The sequence below is a fragment of the Streptomyces sp. NPDC050161 genome (genome assembly GCF_044460025.1).
In the GTDB taxonomy this organism is placed as follows: domain Bacteria; phylum Actinomycetota; class Actinomycetes; order Streptomycetales; family Streptomycetaceae; genus Streptomyces.
In genome coordinates, this window is record NZ_JBITJM010000016.1 from 101,875 (window position 1) to 115,897 (window position 14,023).

Here is a 14,023-nt window from a genome sequence, read left to right on the forward strand (position 1 = left end):
GTCCACACCGGGGGAATATGAAAAGAGCCCCGTGTCATCAATTTGAGCTACTTAATATTACTAGTATGCCAATGGGGTTTCCGGCTCAGCGGGGCGACCGGTCGTCAGACGTCCTCGCGCTCCGTCGGCGGCGGGTAGAACCGCTGGGCCCAGCGCCGGAACGGGCCGATCGGACCGTCGCCGTGCGCGAGACCGGGCGGCTGCTGGTACAGCTTGTGGTGCCAGATCGGGAAGTCGGCTGCGGTGAACTCGCAGCTGGACCGGAAGATCGTGCGGTCCAGCAGCCGGGCGGCGGTCCGGCTCACCACGCGGGCGAGCGGCGCGGGCAGCCGCGCGGGTTCGCTGAAGGCGATGCGGTTCAGCTGCCGGAACTGCATGCGGTTGGGCGCGATGGCCGTCGGCATCACCATCGTGCACATCCGCAGGCCGAGCCGGGGCGTGTACATGTCCGCGTGCAGGCAGCCGAGCCCGTACCCGTCCACCTCCACCTCGACGACGAAGTCGCCCACCAGGGGCGCCGATTCATGGGCCCGCATGGAGACGTGGAACGTCGCGTCGGCGTACGCGACCGGCCCGCCGATCTCGGCCTTGGACCAGCCGTGCAGGGTGGCGAAGTGCCCGAGATCCACCGAGTTCTCGATCACTTCCTGGACGTTGCCTGCCAGTTCCCAGGCCATGTGGCGGGCGGGCCGGTGGCCGATCGTGTGCCAGTTGGGGATGGACCAGTCCGGCGCCCGGCCGTCGTGGTGCCGCCAGACGAAGACAGCGCCGTTCGCCTCCCGTACGGGCAGCGACGCAAGGCGCGACCTGGGCGGCGGGGCGTCGTACGCCGTCCGCGAGCACGTCCCGTCGGGGCGGAAGGCGAAGAAGTGGAACGGGCAGATCAGCTCGTCCCCTTCGACCTTCGCGAGGCCGAGGTGGGCGCCGAGGTGCGGACAGTACGGCCGGATGGCCCGGACCGCCCCCGAGCTCAGCCGGTAGATGACCACGTCCTCGCCGGCCAGCGGCCTGGTGAGGACGGTACCCGGCGTCAGTTCGTCCGAGAACGCCAGCGCGGCCCAGCCGCTCGGGTAGGGCAGGGCCAAGGTTCCCGCCACGTCGGCCGGAGTCGGTCCCTCGCTGATGGCCCGCCCGTATTCGCGTGCTAGTCCCATGCTGCCCCCTTCACATCGGTTCGCCTGGAGAATGCCCACGGCATCCTGAGATCGTCCCGACGCGCCGTATCTCACCCGAATGAGTGCACGTTGGCGAAGCTCGGCAAGAGCGGCGAAGCGCGGTATGAGGGGTATTTCCGGCGGCCGTCGAGGCGGGCCGGAGCGGCCGGAAATCACCGCCGGGCAGGCGAACGGCCCCCGCCGTCATGAGGTCGGGGGCCGCTCGGGCTCCGGCGGGGCGGGCCACCGGCCCGCAGCGGATCAGTCCTCTTCGATGCCCCAAAGAGGCGACTCCGTCGAGCCGTTGAAGTTGTCGCCGAACGTGGCCCCGGGCGCGGGCGCCCCCAGGTCACCGGGTGCGAAGGACGTCGCCTTGCCGGTGGCCAGGCCCGACGCGCTGCCGGGAACGGACCAGACGGCGCCGGCGCCGGCGTTCTCACCGGGCGCGGAATCGGCCAGGTCGGCCTTGCCGTCGCCGTTGACGTCCAACATCCGTACATTGCCGCCGAATTCGTCGCCCGCCTCGGCCACGCCCGGCACTCCGGCGGTGTCCTGGCTGAACGCCTGCGCGCCGGTTCCGGTCAGCCCGTCGGCCGAGCCCTTGAGCAGGACGGTCGAACCGGCCTTGTGCTTGCTGCCGATGGACTCGCCCGGCACACCGACGGCCAGCTCGTCGCGGCCGTCGCCGTCGACATCGCCCGCGGCAAGCGAGGCACCGAACACGTCACCCGTCTCGTTCGCGCCCGGCACACCCGCGGTGGCCTGGGTGAAGGTGGTGGTGCGGCTGCCGAGCCCGTCCTTCGTGCCGTAACGCACCTTGACGGTGCCGGAGTCGGTCCACGGGCCCTCGACGACCCCGCCGGGTGCCTCGCGGTAGGCCAGGTCCGCCTTGCCGTCGCCGTTGAAGTCGCCGAGGGTGGCGGGCAGCGCCTCGGGCCCCTTGCCGGTCTGCTTGGTCAGCCCGTTCCTGCCGCCCAGGAGCACGGCGCCGGGACGTGCCGACTCCTCCATGGCCCGGCTCACGAACACGTCGTCGGCGCCGTCGCCGTTGATGTCCCCGGCGGTGAGCCCGAGCGCCTCGTCGTCGGATTCGGTCACCGAGAGCGTCTGCACCTTGGCGGGTTTGCCGTCGCGGGTGAAGGGGCCCTGGAGCAGGGTGGCCTTGTTCTCCTTCATGTACTCGGTGACGAACAGGTCCTGCTTGCCGTCCCCGTTGAAGTCACCGGCGGCCATCCGCTGGGCGTCGTGGAGCCGGACGGCCCTCTGGGCGCTCAGCCCCTTGCCCTTGGCGCCCCACAGTGCGATCAGGCGGTCCCCGGACCCGCCCGCGGCCTGCACGGCGAGGTCCGTCACGCCGTCGCCGTCCAGATCCCTGGCGGCGAGCTTGTCGGCGAACCGGCCTTCGATGTCCGGAATCCCGAGCATCTTGGCGTCGATGACGGTGCGGGTGGCGGGGTCAAGACCGTGGGCCGAACCGTAGACGACGGCCAGGTAGCCCGACCCGCCCGATGCGCCGGGGGCCCCGACGGCCAGGTCGTTGTAGCCGTCGCCGTTGAAGTCCTCCTTCACCGCGGACTTCTTGACCGCGGCCTCCGGGTCCTTGGCGGGTCCTGACGAGCCCGACGTGACGGCCCCGGCGGTGACGGCGAGCGCCCCCGCGGCGACGACACCGATGCCTGCTGCTATCGCGCCCCTGGTGCGATTACGCACACGACCTCCTGGAAGGTGAGTTGAGTGGGAGTGAGTGGGAGTTGAGTGGTGGGGATGGGTTGTGGGGAAGTGGGGTGAAAGGGAACAAGTGGGTTGGGGATGTGGTGAGTTGGGTGTGTGGGCGGAATGCCCTCACGGCGCATGACACCGTGTCGCGCCCCGGCGGTTGCACCTGTGCGCGCCGCTTTTCCGCGGGGCCGGTGATGGCGGGGTACGCGCGGGCCGGTCTGCGACGGTCCGACCCGGCGCAGGCGTATTTCAGCAGGAAGATCCCTACTGGTTGCGGGTGCGGGGGCCGCTGTACTGCTGGTCGGTGACCGGCTCGGCCCAGGTCGTTTCAGGGGTGCCGTCTCCTCGGCCTTCCCACATGGCGAGGTGTGCCATGAACCGGTCGGGCGCGGCGCCGTGCCAGTGTTCCTCGTGGGGCGGGCAGGCGACGGTCTCGCCCGGGTGGGCTTCCAGGACGGTGCCGTCCCGGGTGCCGATCAGGGCGATGCCCGAGGTGACGTGCAGGGTCTGGCCCAGGACGTGGGAGTGCCAGTTGGTGCGAGCGCCCGGCGAGAAGCGGACCAGGTTCGCCCGCATCCGGGACGGCTCCTGCCCGGCGACGATGACGTCCCACCACACGTCACCGGTGAACCAGTCGGCCGGGGCCTTGCTGCTGGGCTGCTGCGCGATGAATTCCATGATGTCTCTCCACTTTCTTGGTGCGTGGGGTGCTTGGTGCGTGCGTCGGGTCTGATCACTGGGCGACCACGGTCCGCGCCCGGCGGGGCTTACGGCTGAGCGCGAGAGCGATGAGCGGCAGCAGGGTCAGGGCGGCGGAGACCGTGCCGACCAGGGCCGGTCCGGTCAGGCCCAGGGAGGAGTCCAGGGCCCGGCCTGCGATGGCCGACCCGGCGGCGATGCCGGTGTTGTAGGCGGAGGTCGTCAGCGCCGAGGTAAGGGTGGGGGAGTCGCCCGCGAACCGGACGGCGAGGGAGGTGACGACCGGATTGACGGTGAACCCGGTCAGGGCCATGACGAAGACCAGCACGACGGCAGCGACCGGGCTGTTCGACAGCGGGACCAGCAGGAACAGCGTCAGGGCGGTGGCCGTGGCGGCGGTGATGGTCGTGGCCATGGGACGGCGATCCCCCATGCGTCCGCCGATGGCGGTGCCGCCCAGCGCGCCGGCACCGAAGGCGATCAGGACCAGCGGCACGGCACCTTCCGCAAGGCCGGCGCGGGCGGTCAGCAGCGGGGCGATGTAGGTGTAGGTCGCCAGGACGCCTCCCATGATCAGCACGGCGGCGGTGAGCGCCAGCCACAGCCGACCCTGCCGCAGAGCGCGGACCTCGGCCCGCACCGACACCTCGGCGCGCTGCTCGACGCCGGGGACGAAGCGGCCGACGAACGCGGCGGCCAGGGCGGAGAGGACGGCCAGCGCCCAGAAAGGGCCGCGCCAGCCGGTGAACTGGCCGGCCAAGGAGCCGATCGGTACGCCGACGACGTTGGCCAGGGTCAGGCCGCCCATCATGACGCCGACCGCCCTGGTGGAGTTGCCGGGGCCCGCCGCGGCGGTGGCGATGACGAACCCGACGGCCCAGAACGCTCCGGTGGCCAGGGCGGTGACGACGCGCGCGATGAGGACGATCGTGAAGGAGCCGCTCAGCGCGGCGACGGCGTGCCCGATGGCGAAGACGGCCAGGGCCTGGATCAGGGTCCGGCGCTGGGGCATGCGCAGGGTGGCCATGGCCATGGCCGGTCCGCCGACGATCATTCCGACCGCGAAAGCGGTGATCAGCAGGCCGGCGTGGGAGACGCTGACACCGAGGTCACCGGCCATCTCCGGCAGCAGGCCGGCGATGACGAACTCGGTGGTCCCCATCAGGAACGTGCCGGCGGCGAGCACCTTGACAACGAAAGGCAGCTTGCCGGAGGCGGTCCCGGCAGTGGAGGGCATATGTGTGCTTCTTCTTCCTTGCGGGGGGGGCTGGTGGGTCAGGGCGTGCGGAGGGCCTTGACGGCGCGGAGCCTTCGCCTGCCGCTGTGGCGGCGGGGCGGAAGTGCCAGGTCATCCAGGTAACCGGCTTTTCGCGCGGGCAGCGAGGCATCATCGAAGGGTGTACCGGCAGTACACCCCTGCCGCGGCGTGTGGGACGTACGGTCGAGGTGTGGACAACCGTGAAGAGGTCCGCGAGTTCCTCACCTCGCGGCGAGCAAAGATCACCCCTGACCGTGCCGGGCTGCCCGCCGGGCCCCGGCGCCGCGTTCCCGGCCTGCGCCGCAGCGAGGTCGCAGCCCTGGCCGACGTCAGCGTCGAGTACTACGCGAAACTCGAACGCGGCAACCTCGCCGGTGTCTCACCGGCCGTTCTCGAAACCATCGCCCGCGCCCTCCAGCTCGATGACGCCGAACGCGCCCACCTTCTCCACCTGGCCAGGGCCGCCGACGGCTCCGACGCCCTCACCAGGCCCAGGCGCCGATGCGCCAAGGGGCAGTGGGCACCGCGCCGCAGCCTGCAATGGACCCTGGACGCGATCACCGCAGGGCCCGCCTTCGTCCGCAACGGCCGCATGGACCTGCTCGCCGCCAACCAGCTCGCCCGCGCCCTCTACCGCGACGTCTACAGCAGTGCCCAGCAGCCGAACCTCGCCCGCTTCAACTTCCTCGACGACGCCTCCCGCCGCTTCTACCCCGACTGGGACACCTTCGCGGACACCTGCGTCGCCATCCTGCGCACCGAAGCCGGCCGCAATCCCCACGACAAGGACCTCCACGACCTCGTCGGCGAACTGTCCACCCGCAGCGAGGAGTTCCGCACCCGCTGGGGTGCCCACAACGTCCGCCATCACGGCACCGGGGTCAAACGCTTCCACCACACGGTCGTCGGCGAGCTCACCCTCGCCTTCGAAGGACTCGAAATGGCCGCCGAACCCGGCCTCACCCTCACCGTCTACACCGCCGAACCCGGCTCGCCCTCCGAAGAAGGACTGCGCCTGCTCGCCTCCTGGGTCGCCACCCGAGAAGCCGGTTCCCCCACGCAGCAGGCAGCCACCTGACGCCCCGTCAGGGACGCACGTACGGCCGGGTCATGATCTCCATGTTGTGGCCGTCCGGGTCGGCGAAGTACGCGCCCTGACCGCCGAACAGGTTGTTGGTCCGGCCGGGTTCGGTGTGACTGGGATCTGCGCAGTATGTGACCCCGACGGCCTCCAGCCGGGCGATCATGGTGGGGAACTGCGCTTCGGGCACGAGGAACGCGTAGTGCTGCGACTGGATCGGCTCGTCCCGCTTCTCGTAGTAGTCGAGCGTCACGCCGTTGCCGAGATCGACGGGCAGGAAAGGCCCGAACGGAGCGCCGACCTCAAGACCCAGGATCGTGGCGATGAACTCGGCCGACAGGTGCCGGTCACTGGCGTGGACGACGGTGTGGTTCAGCTGGACGGAAGCCGCCGACGGCTCGGGGGCATGGGTGCACTGCTGGTCATGTGACATCAGTGGGGTTCTCCGGGTCTCAGGGATGCGTGGGAGGCGCCGCGCGCGGGCGCCGGGAGCAAAGACACGGAGAAGGGGGCGGGCCTCTCGCCCGCCTCGCGCTCACGCCGAGGCCGGGCGCCTCACTCGTGTATGGCCCATGGCCGACCCGGCAGTCACCCGGCTGATTTTAGTGTTGAACCGGGCGCAGGGACAATGCCGTTTCTGGGCACGGCACGGCCCCGGACGCACGCCGGCTCGCGGCCGTGATGCACATCGCGTTCTTCGTGCTCCTCAGCTCGTCGCTGACCCGCTTCCTGCTGCGCCACCCGGACCACCCGGACACCCCCTGGGCCATCGCCCTCGCCGTCACCCTGGCCCTGCTGTACGTACTCGGTCCGGTCCTCGGCCCGGACGAGAGGACCGCGGCGGGCGCCACCGGATACCTGCTCAAGGCCGAGCGGTCAGGGGGGCTGTTCGCGGCGATCCGCTCCGCAGCCCAGGGCCGTACGACGCTGTCACCGCCGGTCGCAGGCCGGGTGATGGACCGGATGCGCGGCGCCGCCGGGCCGACCCTCACCGACCGGGAGCGGGACATCCTCGGGCAGCTCGCACGCGGTCTCGGCAACCGCGACATCGCCCGCGCGCTCTTCATCAGCGAGGCCACCGTCAAGACCCACCTCGGCCGGATCTACACCAAGCTCGGCGTCGACACCCGCGCGGGCGCCGTCGCCGTCGCGAAGGAACAGTGCCTGCTGCCCGGGTAGGCCGGCCGGAGCGGTGGGGCGGCGGTGCGATCCGGAGGTCAGTCCCTGGGCTTTTCCCGGCGGGCGGCGGCTGCGTTGCGGCCGGTCTCCACGTGCCTTGTGGCCAGCTCCTCGACCCGCGCCACGTCACGGTCGGCGACGGCGGTGTAGAGGTCTTCGTGTTCCTTCGCCATCGCCATGAGGTCGTCGTGCTGTCCCAGGAGCCAGCGCATCCGGCTGCGGAGGGTGCGCTCCAGCTCGTTGAGCAGCTCGTTGTCGGCGAGCGCGGTCACCGTCTCGTGGAAGTCGGCCGCCGCCCGCCGGGCGCGTACGGCGTCTCCCTCGCCGGCCGCGGTCAGCTCGGCGTCGAGGTCCGCGCGCAGCCTGGCGAGTCCGGCGCGGGTACGGCGCTGGGCGGCCAGCCGGAAGGCCAGCGTCTCGAAGGCCGACCGCACCTCGTCGAGGTCGGCGATGTCCGTCGGCGCGAACTCCCGCACGACGGCCCACGTCCGCGGGCGCAGCGTCACCAACCCCTCGGACACCAGCGCCTTCAGGGCATCCCGGATCGGCAGCCGGCTCACCCCCAGTTCGGCGGCGAGTTCCCGTTCGACCAGTTTGCTGCCCGGTGCGCGCACGCCGTCGATGATCTCGTCGCGCAACTGCCGGGTGACCCGCTCGGATTCGGGTTCAAACCCTCCAGACCCTGCCATGTCTTCATTCTCTCATCGGCCCGAGCCGCGTCCGGCCTGCCGTCCGCCGGCCGACGCGGCTGCCGAGCCGCTGTACTGCCGTGCCGCCGTCAGGCCGGGGCGTAGCCGCGGTCGCGGACCACGTGACCGGCGAGCCGGGTGAAGGCGCGGGCGGCGGCGCTCTGGTAGGCGCTGTCACGGCGCAGCAGCGCGGCGACGCGGGTGGGCAGCGGAGGGTCGAGGGGAAGGGGGGTGAGGTGCGGGTGATCGTCGGTGATGGCGTCGGGGAGGACGGTGGCCAGCGCGGGGGTGCGTCGCACGATCTCCGTGAGGGCCTGGATGGTGTTGGCCTCCACCGCGATCGGCGGGCTGACGCGGTGCCGGGCGAAGTAGGCGTCGATGTGGCCGCGGGTGGCGAAGCCCGCGCTGAGCAGGGCGAGTTGCTGCTCGGCGAGCTGCTGCACCGGCATCGGCCGCCGCTCCCGGGCGCCCGGACGGTCCGCGGTGGCGACCAGGCTGAGGGTCTCGGCGAACAGCGCGGTGGCGGCGATGCCGGGCGGGTGGGGTCTTTCGAAGGCGATGCCGAGGTCGAGTTCGTCGGCCAGGAGGCCCGCTTCGATGCGGTCCTGGGCCATCTCGCTCACCTCCAGCGTGACGCCGGGAAAGCCCTCGTGCAGCTCCCGCACGAGAGGACCGAGGAGGTAGGCGGTGAAGGTGGGTGTCATCGCCAGGCGCAGATGCCCCCGGGAGAGGTCGGCGACGTCCAGGACCGCGCGGTCGGCGGCGGCCAGCTCCCGCAGCGCGCGCCGGGCGTAGTGCACGTACGCCTCACCCGCGTCGGTCGGCCGGACACTGCGCCCGCTGCGGTCGATGAGCTGGACGCCGACGGCCCGTTCCAGCTGTTTGATCTGCTGCGACAGCGTCGGCTGGGAGATGCACAGCACCTCGGCGGCGCGGGTGAAGTTGCCTTGCTCGGCCACCGCGATCAGATAGCGGAGGTGACGTAGTTCCGGACCCATACGCCGGACTATAGGCATCGGCGGTCATGGCGCCGCCGCCGAGCCCGACGGCGATGGCGGGGGAGAGGGCGCCGGGCCCCTGCCATGCGCGTCGCGGCGGCAGGGGCCAGGCGCAGATCACCTCAGTTCGCCGTCGCGGGCCACCACCCGGCCGCCGTGCACCACCAGGTCCCGCGCGGGCATGTCCACCACGACCTGTGGCAGGCACTCGCCGCGGACGAGAAGGAAGTCGGCGGGGGAACCGGGGGACAGGTCGGCGCGGGGCAGCCGCAGGACGTCCGAGCCGCCGTGCGAACCCGCCTCGTAACAGGCCGCCAGTTCCGCGTCGAGGCGGACGTCGTCGACCCAGCCGAGCAGGTGCGCGCGGTGCAGCATGTCCGCGTTGCCGAACGGGCTCCACGCGTCGCGCACCCCGTCCGAGCCGAGCCCGACGCGCACTCCGTGCTCCTTCAGCCGGGCGATCGGCAGGACCAGCGACTCGCTGGGCGCCACGGTGGTCAGCGCGATGTCCAGCTCGCCGAGGTCTCCCGCCACCCGCGCCAGCTCGGCGTCGGACAGGCCCGGCAGGCAGAACACATGGCTGACCGTCACCCTGCCCCGCAGGGAAAGGGTCCGGGTGCGGTCGATGATGCCGCGCAGCGCCGTGAGGCCCTTCTCGCCCCGGTCGTGCAGGTGGATGTCCACGCCGACGCCGTACCGGTCCGCGAGGCCGAACACCAGGTCAAGTTGCTCGTCCAGTGCCTGGTCGAAGCCGATCGGGTCGATCCCGCCGATGAAGTCGACGGACCCGCTGCGCGCCGCCTCCTTGAGGAGCGCCGCCGTACCGGGCGCGCGGACGACGCCGTGCTGCGGGAACGCCACGATCTGGACGTCGAGCGCGTGCCGGAGCCGCTCGCGGGCGTGCGCGACGCCTTCCACGCAGGTCAGGCCGTAGGCGGGCGCGATGTCGGCGTGGGCGCGCATGGCCCGGGTGCCGCGCGTCACGGCGTGCGCCATCAGCCCGTACGCCCGCTCGGCGACCGGCCTGCGCTGACCGTGGAACACCTCCACGTCCTGGGCCGCGAGATCGGCGATGCCGTCGGCCGGTTTGCGCGACATCCAGGTGCCGCCCCACGTCGTCTTGTCGGGGTGGATGTGCGCGTCCACCAGCGCAGGCAGCGCGATGCGACCGCCGCCGTCGATCACTTCGGCGTCCTCGGGGGCCCGCTCGTCCGTGATGCGGCCGTCGACGACGGTGAGGTCCACCGGGTGCTTCGCGCCGAAGGGCCGCACGTCACGGAAGACCACCGGGCGACCCGGCCGCGCCCGGGATGCGGCCCGCGCCGACGGGGCGGCAGCGGACAGCACGGTGCCGGAACCCGCGAGCGCGGCGGCCCCCGCGAGGACACCGCGGCGGGAAGGTTCGGAGGGTGAGGGCGGCATGGGACTCCTTCGGTGGGTGGCGGTACGGCAGGGCAGGTGGCGTGAGACGCCTCAGAGCGGCAGTCCGGCGCGGACCACGCGGAGCGGCTTCTTCAGCACGGACACGTCGGCGAGCGGATCGCCGTCGACCACGAGCACGTCTCCCGCGAAGCCGCGCGCCAGCCGCCCCGCCGTCCGCTCCAGGCCGAGGAGCCGGGCGGCACCGGTCGTGGCCGTACGGATCGCGTCCAGCGCGGACAGCCCTGCCGCGCGCATCAACTCCACTTCCCCGCCGATGGGTTCGACCTCACCGCCCGACGAGTCCGTGCCCGCAGCCAGCGGTACGCCCAACTCGTGCGCCGTGCGCACCGCGTCCTTCAGGACCGGCAGGTAGGCGCGCCCGCGCTCGGCGAGCACCGGGTCGGACGCGTCGGCGAGCCCCGCGATCGCGGTCAGCGTCGGCGTGAAGTACGTACCCCTGCGGCGCATGTCGTGCAGGGTCCGCTCGGCGACGAACACCCCGTGCTCCAGGGACCTGATCCCCGCCCGCACCGCGTCGTCGCAGCCCCGCTCGCTGTAGCTGTGGCACAGCACGCCCTTGCCGCCGCGCCGCGCCGCCGCCACGACGTCGGACAGCTGCTCGTACGAGTAGACCTGGGTCAGCGGGTCCTGCTCCGGCAGCCCGGCCCGCTCGTTCACCCGCGTCTTGATCACGTCCGCACCGCGGGCGAGGTTCACCTGGACGACCCGGCGCAGCGCCTCGGCCGAACGCACGCCGTCCTTCAGGCGGGCGAGCGGGGTGAGGTCGGGGTCGGCGAGCACCGTGTCGCCCAGATCGGGGGTGACGAAGACGCCGGCGGCCCGCAGCCTGGGCGCCAGCTCGGGGGCCTGGCGGGCCAACTCCCGTACGGCGATGTCCTGGTAGAAGTTCGTGGAGCCGCTGCGGGCGCTGGTGGCGCCCTTGCGGACGGCGTCGCGCGCCTCGGTGGCGGTGTTGAGGTGGATGTGCGCGTCGATCAGGCCGGGCAGCACCCACCGGCCGTGCGCGTCGAGGCGCGGAACGCCGTCCGGAACCTCGGTCCGCGACTTGGCACCGACGGCGCGGACCACACCGGCACGGATCACGACGACGGCGTCCTCGGTGACATCGCCGGTCGCCGGGTCGAGCAGGGTGCCGCCATCGACGACCAGATCGCCGGTGTGCCCTGCGCCCCGCGCCGGTGCGGCGGCGGCCCGCGGCGCCGCCGAGAGCGCGGCGGCCGTCCCTGCCAGCGCGGCGGCCCCGGCGAGTATGCCGCGACGGGTGACCCGGCTGGACGGGGGCGGAACGGACTCGACACACATGGCGGGCTCCTGGGCGCTCGGCGGGCAACCGGTCAATTGGTATACCAAATGGCGAGTGCGGGACAAGAGCTTCGGACGCGCGAAGATCGCTGTCGGAGACGCGGAGTTCGCCCTGTATGCGGTGCGCCGTTACGGTTCGGCCGCTCACCTTCGGCATTTTGGTATCCCAATATGCGGACGGCCTCGCAGGATGCGCGGATGCCCTTGCAGGCGGGGTGTGCGGCTGCAGGGCAGGCGGCACCGGGTCAACCGATCGGACGCCCCCGGTGTCCGCCCTCCCGCCCGCCGCATGGAGCCGGTACGCCGACGGGGCCGCCGGATTGCGGCCCCAGGATGGATCTCGGAGCAGGACGGCGGTCGGACCCCCGCCCGCCCCGGCCATGCCCCGCCGGAAGGGACGCCGACACTCCGGCCCCTTCCGGCCGTCGGTGCCCCGCACACCCTCTGAGAACCACTGGAGTTCCCATGAAGTACAACAAGCGCGACAAGCACGAGCAGTCCGGCAATCGTGAGGGGCGCGACAAGCAGGTATCGAAGCGCGCCCGTGTCCTCGCCGGGGCCGCCGTCGCCGCCCTCGCCGAGTAGCCGGCGGTGTGATCCGGCTTCCGGGTCAGTCGTCGACGGCGTCGAGCACGTCGCCCGCATCCACGAACTTGAAGTCGGTGGAGGGCCGTTCGGGGTCGCCGGGCGCGTCGTGACCGTCCTGCACGACGAGCAGGCCGTGCGGGTACGCGTCCCCGAGCGGCTCGTTCAGGACCGCGGCGCCGTCGCACTCCTCGGAGCCGTCGAGCGCGCCGGATGCGGCGGCGACGCGGAAGCCGCCCTCGTACGCGTTGTCTTCGGACCGCTCGCGGTCGTACGCGGCGAAGGTGTGGTCGCCCTGGCTGGAGGCCAGCAGATAGCCGTTGCCGCCGTCCTGGCCGAGCAGCGTCAGGCCCTCGACGTCGGCCGTCAGGTGCGTGCCGCCGTAGCCGGGGTCGGCGCCCGCCACGCACTTCTCGGTCGCCTCGTCGTACGTGCCGGGCACCCCGTATTCGCGGACCTTGTCGACCAGTTGGGGCGGTCCGGTCAGGTCGGCGCGCAGCCGCCAGATGCCGACGTCCTCCTGGCCCGCGTACAGCGTGCCGTTCGCCGGGTCCACGACCATGCCCTCGACCTGCGGCAGTTCGCCGGGCTCGGCGCACGGCGACCACGAAGTGCCGTTCGGCAGCTTGAACTTTGCGGGCAGGTCGAGCGTGCGGACCTGCCGGTAGCCGACCGTGCCGCCGGGCTTCGCGGTCAGCTCGACCAGCGCGAGCCGGGTCCGTTCCCGTTGGCTGACGATCGCGTACGAGCGGCCCGTCGACGGGTCCTGCCACGTCGCGAGGCCGTACGCGGTGCGCTGCTCGTTGATCTCCTGCTGGGACGAGGAGAAGACGGGCGGCGCCGACGGGTCGGTGACGTCGGTGAGCGGGCCTTTGGCGCGGTCGCGGTCGATGCGGTAGACGCGCAGCCGGTCGGTGCCGCGGTCGCTGGTCACGGCCAGGTCGGCGCGGCCCGTTCCGACGCGCATGCCGTGCACCAGGTCGACGTTGTTGAAGCGGCCCGGAGCGTCGTCCGGGCCGGGTGCGGCGGGCGCCGGCAGGGACTGCACCTCGCGCGCCCCGAGGTCGTACACGCGCAGCCCGCCCTGCTTGGCGGTGGCGATGACCAGGCTGCGGTCCGGGTCGGCCGGGTTGCGCCAGATCGCCGGGTCGTCGGCGTCGGCGTTGCCGCCCGCTTCGTCGTCGTGCAGGGCCGGCGTCTCGGCGTGTGGCAGCACGGCGGGCGGCGCGGTGGCCGCCTGGGCGCCGGAGCCGAGTGGCACCGTCGCCGTGAGCGCCGCGAGCGCCGTGACGAGGGCGAGCCGGCCGAGAGCGGGGCGGGCGCTGCGGGGCTTGGCCATGAAGAACGGTCCTTTCGTGTCGCGAACATGACGAGATCACTGTGTGACCGTGCCGTGAAGGCTTTCCGCCGGGTAACGCGACCGGCAGCCGTCCGCGAAGTGAACGGACGGGGCCGGACGCCTCACCTCACGCGGCGCTCCGGCCACTTGCCGGGGGCCCACCACTCCCCGGGAGTTCGGCCGCCCGACCCGGCCTAAAATGGTCCGATGCCGCTCATTGAAGTCACCTACGCGCCAACGGTCGCCGAACCCCAGCTCCACGAACTCGGCTCGGTACTCCCGCACTTGGTCTCCGAAGCCGTGGAGTGCCCCGAGGAACCGTACGACGGTGACCTGCAGCCGGGCGATGTGGAGATCCGCTTCCGGAAGCTGGGACCGCTGGACCGCTGCGGCCTGGACATCGTGATCGAGGTCCGCTCCAAGTGGTTCGAGAGCCGAGCCGCCAACCGCCAGGAACGCGTGGATACGCTGCACGACGCCATCGGCGCCGCGACCGGACTCAGCGACTTCGGCGTCTACTTGTCCCTCCCGGTGGCCGCGTGGTCGCAGGGAGACTGAAGCGGCCGGGTCCGCCGCC

At 72.2% G+C, this 14,023-nt stretch carries 13 protein-coding genes; 3 read left to right on the forward strand and 10 right to left on the reverse strand.

Features of this window, described 5'->3' with window-relative positions; all coding sequences use genetic code 11:
• Positions 1–104: 104 nt before the first annotated feature.
• The 4 genes from ACIBK8_RS24645 to ACIBK8_RS24660 form a co-directional block, all read right to left on the reverse strand.
• Positions 105–1,154, reverse strand: coding sequence for a Rieske 2Fe-2S domain-containing protein (locus tag ACIBK8_RS24645; RefSeq protein ID WP_399044015.1), 1,050 nt, complete (start codon positions 1,152–1,154; stop codon positions 105–107).
• Positions 1,155–1,415: 261 nt separating this feature from the next.
• On the reverse strand, positions 1,416–2,864 hold the full coding sequence (locus ACIBK8_RS24650) for an FG-GAP and VCBS repeat-containing protein (protein ID WP_399044016.1): 1,449 nt from the start codon (positions 2,862–2,864) through the stop codon (positions 1,416–1,418).
• 273 nt (positions 2,865–3,137) lie between these two features.
• Positions 3,138–3,551: a cupin domain-containing protein gene (locus ACIBK8_RS24655; protein ID WP_399044017.1), complete on the reverse strand. Its 414-nt coding sequence runs from the start codon at positions 3,549–3,551 to the stop codon at positions 3,138–3,140.
• Positions 3,552–3,606: 55 nt separating this feature from the next.
• On the reverse strand, positions 3,607–4,809 hold the full coding sequence (locus ACIBK8_RS24660; RefSeq protein WP_399044018.1) for an MFS transporter: 1,203 nt from the start codon (positions 4,807–4,809) through the stop codon (positions 3,607–3,609).
• 211 nt (positions 4,810–5,020) lie between these two features.
• Between ACIBK8_RS24660 and ACIBK8_RS24665 the strand changes: the two genes are divergently transcribed.
• The gene (locus tag ACIBK8_RS24665; protein ID WP_399044019.1) at positions 5,021–5,908 is read left to right on the forward strand and encodes a helix-turn-helix transcriptional regulator; all 888 of its coding nucleotides are present in this window, start codon (positions 5,021–5,023) and stop codon (positions 5,906–5,908) included.
• A gap of 7 nt (positions 5,909–5,915) precedes the next feature.
• Here ACIBK8_RS24665 and ACIBK8_RS24670 read toward each other — a convergent pair whose 3' ends face one another.
• On the reverse strand, positions 5,916–6,344 hold the full coding sequence (locus tag ACIBK8_RS24670; protein ID WP_399044020.1) for a VOC family protein: 429 nt from the start codon (positions 6,342–6,344) through the stop codon (positions 5,916–5,918).
• A 245-nt stretch (positions 6,345–6,589) separates the two neighbouring features.
• Here ACIBK8_RS24670 and ACIBK8_RS24675 point away from each other — a divergent pair, with 245 nt between their 5' ends.
• Positions 6,590–7,090, forward strand: coding sequence for a response regulator transcription factor (locus ACIBK8_RS24675; RefSeq protein WP_399044021.1), 501 nt, complete (start codon positions 6,590–6,592; stop codon positions 7,088–7,090).
• 38 nt (positions 7,091–7,128) lie between these two features.
• Here the strand turns inward: ACIBK8_RS24675 and ACIBK8_RS24680 are convergent, their stop codons facing one another.
• The 5 genes from ACIBK8_RS24680 to ACIBK8_RS24700 form a co-directional block, all read right to left on the reverse strand.
• Positions 7,129–7,779, reverse strand: a complete 651-nt coding sequence (locus tag ACIBK8_RS24680) for a GntR family transcriptional regulator (RefSeq protein WP_399044022.1) — start codon at positions 7,777–7,779, stop codon at positions 7,129–7,131.
• 89 nt (positions 7,780–7,868) lie between these two features.
• Entirely contained in the window at positions 7,869–8,777 is a 909-nt protein-coding gene (gene cynR / locus ACIBK8_RS24685) for a transcriptional regulator CynR (protein WP_399044023.1), read from the reverse strand.
• Between the two features lie 117 nt (positions 8,778–8,894).
• Positions 8,895–10,199, reverse strand: coding sequence for an amidohydrolase (locus ACIBK8_RS24690; RefSeq protein WP_399044024.1), 1,305 nt, complete (start codon positions 10,197–10,199; stop codon positions 8,895–8,897).
• 51 nt (positions 10,200–10,250) lie between these two features.
• A complete protein-coding gene (locus ACIBK8_RS24695) occupies positions 10,251–11,522 on the reverse strand; it encodes an amidohydrolase family protein (RefSeq protein WP_399044025.1) in 1,272 nt (423 codons plus the stop codon).
• Between the two features lie 610 nt (positions 11,523–12,132).
• The gene (locus tag ACIBK8_RS24700) at positions 12,133–13,446 is read right to left on the reverse strand and encodes a phytase (RefSeq protein ID WP_399044026.1); all 1,314 of its coding nucleotides are present in this window, start codon (positions 13,444–13,446) and stop codon (positions 12,133–12,135) included.
• A gap of 207 nt (positions 13,447–13,653) precedes the next feature.
• Here ACIBK8_RS24700 and ACIBK8_RS24705 point away from each other — a divergent pair, with 207 nt between their 5' ends.
• Positions 13,654–14,004 (forward strand): hypothetical protein, encoded by a 351-nt coding sequence (locus ACIBK8_RS24705; protein WP_399044027.1) that lies wholly within the window; start codon positions 13,654–13,656, stop codon positions 14,002–14,004.
• Positions 14,005–14,023 lie beyond the last annotated feature (19 nt).

Excerpts from the sequence above, each read along its gene's own strand:
- ACIBK8_RS24690 (WP_399044024.1), bottom strand. The coding sequence starts at position 10,199 with ATGCCGCCCTCACCCTCCGAACCTTCCCGCCGCGGTGTCCTCGCGGGG.
- ACIBK8_RS24660 (WP_399044018.1), bottom strand. The coding sequence starts at position 4,809 with ATGCCCTCCACTGCCGGGACCGCCTCCGGCAAGCTGCCTTTCGTTGTC.
- ACIBK8_RS24655 (WP_399044017.1), bottom strand. The coding sequence starts at position 3,551 with ATGGAATTCATCGCGCAGCAGCCCAGCAGCAAGGCCCCGGCCGACTGG.
- ACIBK8_RS24680 (WP_399044022.1), bottom strand. The coding sequence starts at position 7,779 with ATGGCAGGGTCTGGAGGGTTTGAACCCGAATCCGAGCGGGTCACCCGG.
- cynR (WP_399044023.1), bottom strand. The coding sequence starts at position 8,777 with ATGGGTCCGGAACTACGTCACCTCCGCTATCTGATCGCGGTGGCCGAG.
- ACIBK8_RS24645 (WP_399044015.1), bottom strand. The coding sequence starts at position 1,154 with ATGGGACTAGCACGCGAATACGGGCGGGCCATCAGCGAGGGACCGACT.
- ACIBK8_RS24670 (WP_399044020.1), bottom strand. The coding sequence starts at position 6,344 with ATGTCACATGACCAGCAGTGCACCCATGCCCCCGAGCCGTCGGCGGCT.
- ACIBK8_RS24705 (WP_399044027.1), top strand. The coding sequence starts at position 13,654 with ATGCCGCTCATTGAAGTCACCTACGCGCCAACGGTCGCCGAACCCCAG.
- ACIBK8_RS24700 (WP_399044026.1), bottom strand. The coding sequence starts at position 13,446 with ATGGCCAAGCCCCGCAGCGCCCGCCCCGCTCTCGGCCGGCTCGCCCTC.
- ACIBK8_RS24695 (WP_399044025.1), bottom strand. The coding sequence starts at position 11,522 with ATGTGTGTCGAGTCCGTTCCGCCCCCGTCCAGCCGGGTCACCCGTCGC.